This is a genomic window from Pedobacter sp. 01N416, assembly GCF_056399685.1.
The window spans coordinates 1-881 of sequence record NZ_JBFTRT010000959.1 but is presented as its reverse complement, the minus strand read 5'-3'; the positions used below and the strand labels follow the sequence as shown (position 1 = coordinate 881).

The 881-nt window shown below is 38.5% G+C and carries 2 protein-coding genes; both read right to left on the bottom strand.

The window, feature by feature from the left end; translation table 11 throughout:
- On the bottom strand, positions 1-272 hold a 272-nt coding region (locus tag AC1DND_RS28675), incomplete at its 3' end, for a MaoC family dehydratase (protein ID WP_477586341.1).
- Between the two features lie 77 nt (positions 273-349).
- On the bottom strand, positions 350-881 hold a 532-nt coding region (locus AC1DND_RS28670; protein WP_477586339.1), incomplete at its 5' end, for an LOG family protein.

Here is an 881-nt window from a genome sequence, read left to right as displayed (position 1 = left end):
CCATAATTGATCTCCATTTTTAATTTTTGGATATCAACAATTTCTTTCCAGAGGTAAGGGATTAACGAAAGCGTTAAATAGCCATGCGCTATGGTTGCTTTAAAAGGGCCTTCATTTTGGGCTCTTTCTTCATCTACATGAATCCATTGATGGTCTAATGTGGCATCGGCAAATTTATTAATCTGTTCTTGTGTAATGGTATGCCATGAAGAAACGCCTAATTCCTTGCCAAGGTATTGTTCAAATTCTGCGTGGGAGGTAATGATTTGCATTTTGGTATATTTTTAGCGCCAAGCGTTATGCGGCCGGCGAATTAATAATTTGCTTATTGTTGTTTGACAATTAATTTTTAACTCAGATTTCTTTCTCTAAACCAAACCTCGTCTGGAATGGCAGAAAAATCATCCATTTTATCGATTAAAGTTTCGGCACTTGCTTCATTAAAAACTAAATCGCGATTGGCCGGTTTCAAAAATTTACTTTGCACCATCATATCCATTTGGGCAAATAAGGGATCGTAAAAACCATTTACATTTAATACGCCGATTGGTTTTGTGTGCAGGCCGAGCTGCAACCAGGTTAACACTTCAAAAAACTCTTCAAGGGTGCCGAAACCACCTGGCAAAATAACAAAACCATCACTTAAATCGGCCATTCTCTGTTTTCTTTGGTGCATATTTTCAGTTACGATCATTTCGGTTACCCCTTTATGACCAACTTCTTTATCCATTAAAAACTGCGGAATTACGCCTGTAACTAAACCGCCTAACTCGAGTACATCATTGGCTAATACACCCATCACGCCTACACTTCCTCCTCCGTAAACCAATCTGATCTGTTGTTTTACAAGTGTTTCTGCCAATTGCTTTATTGCGTTACGC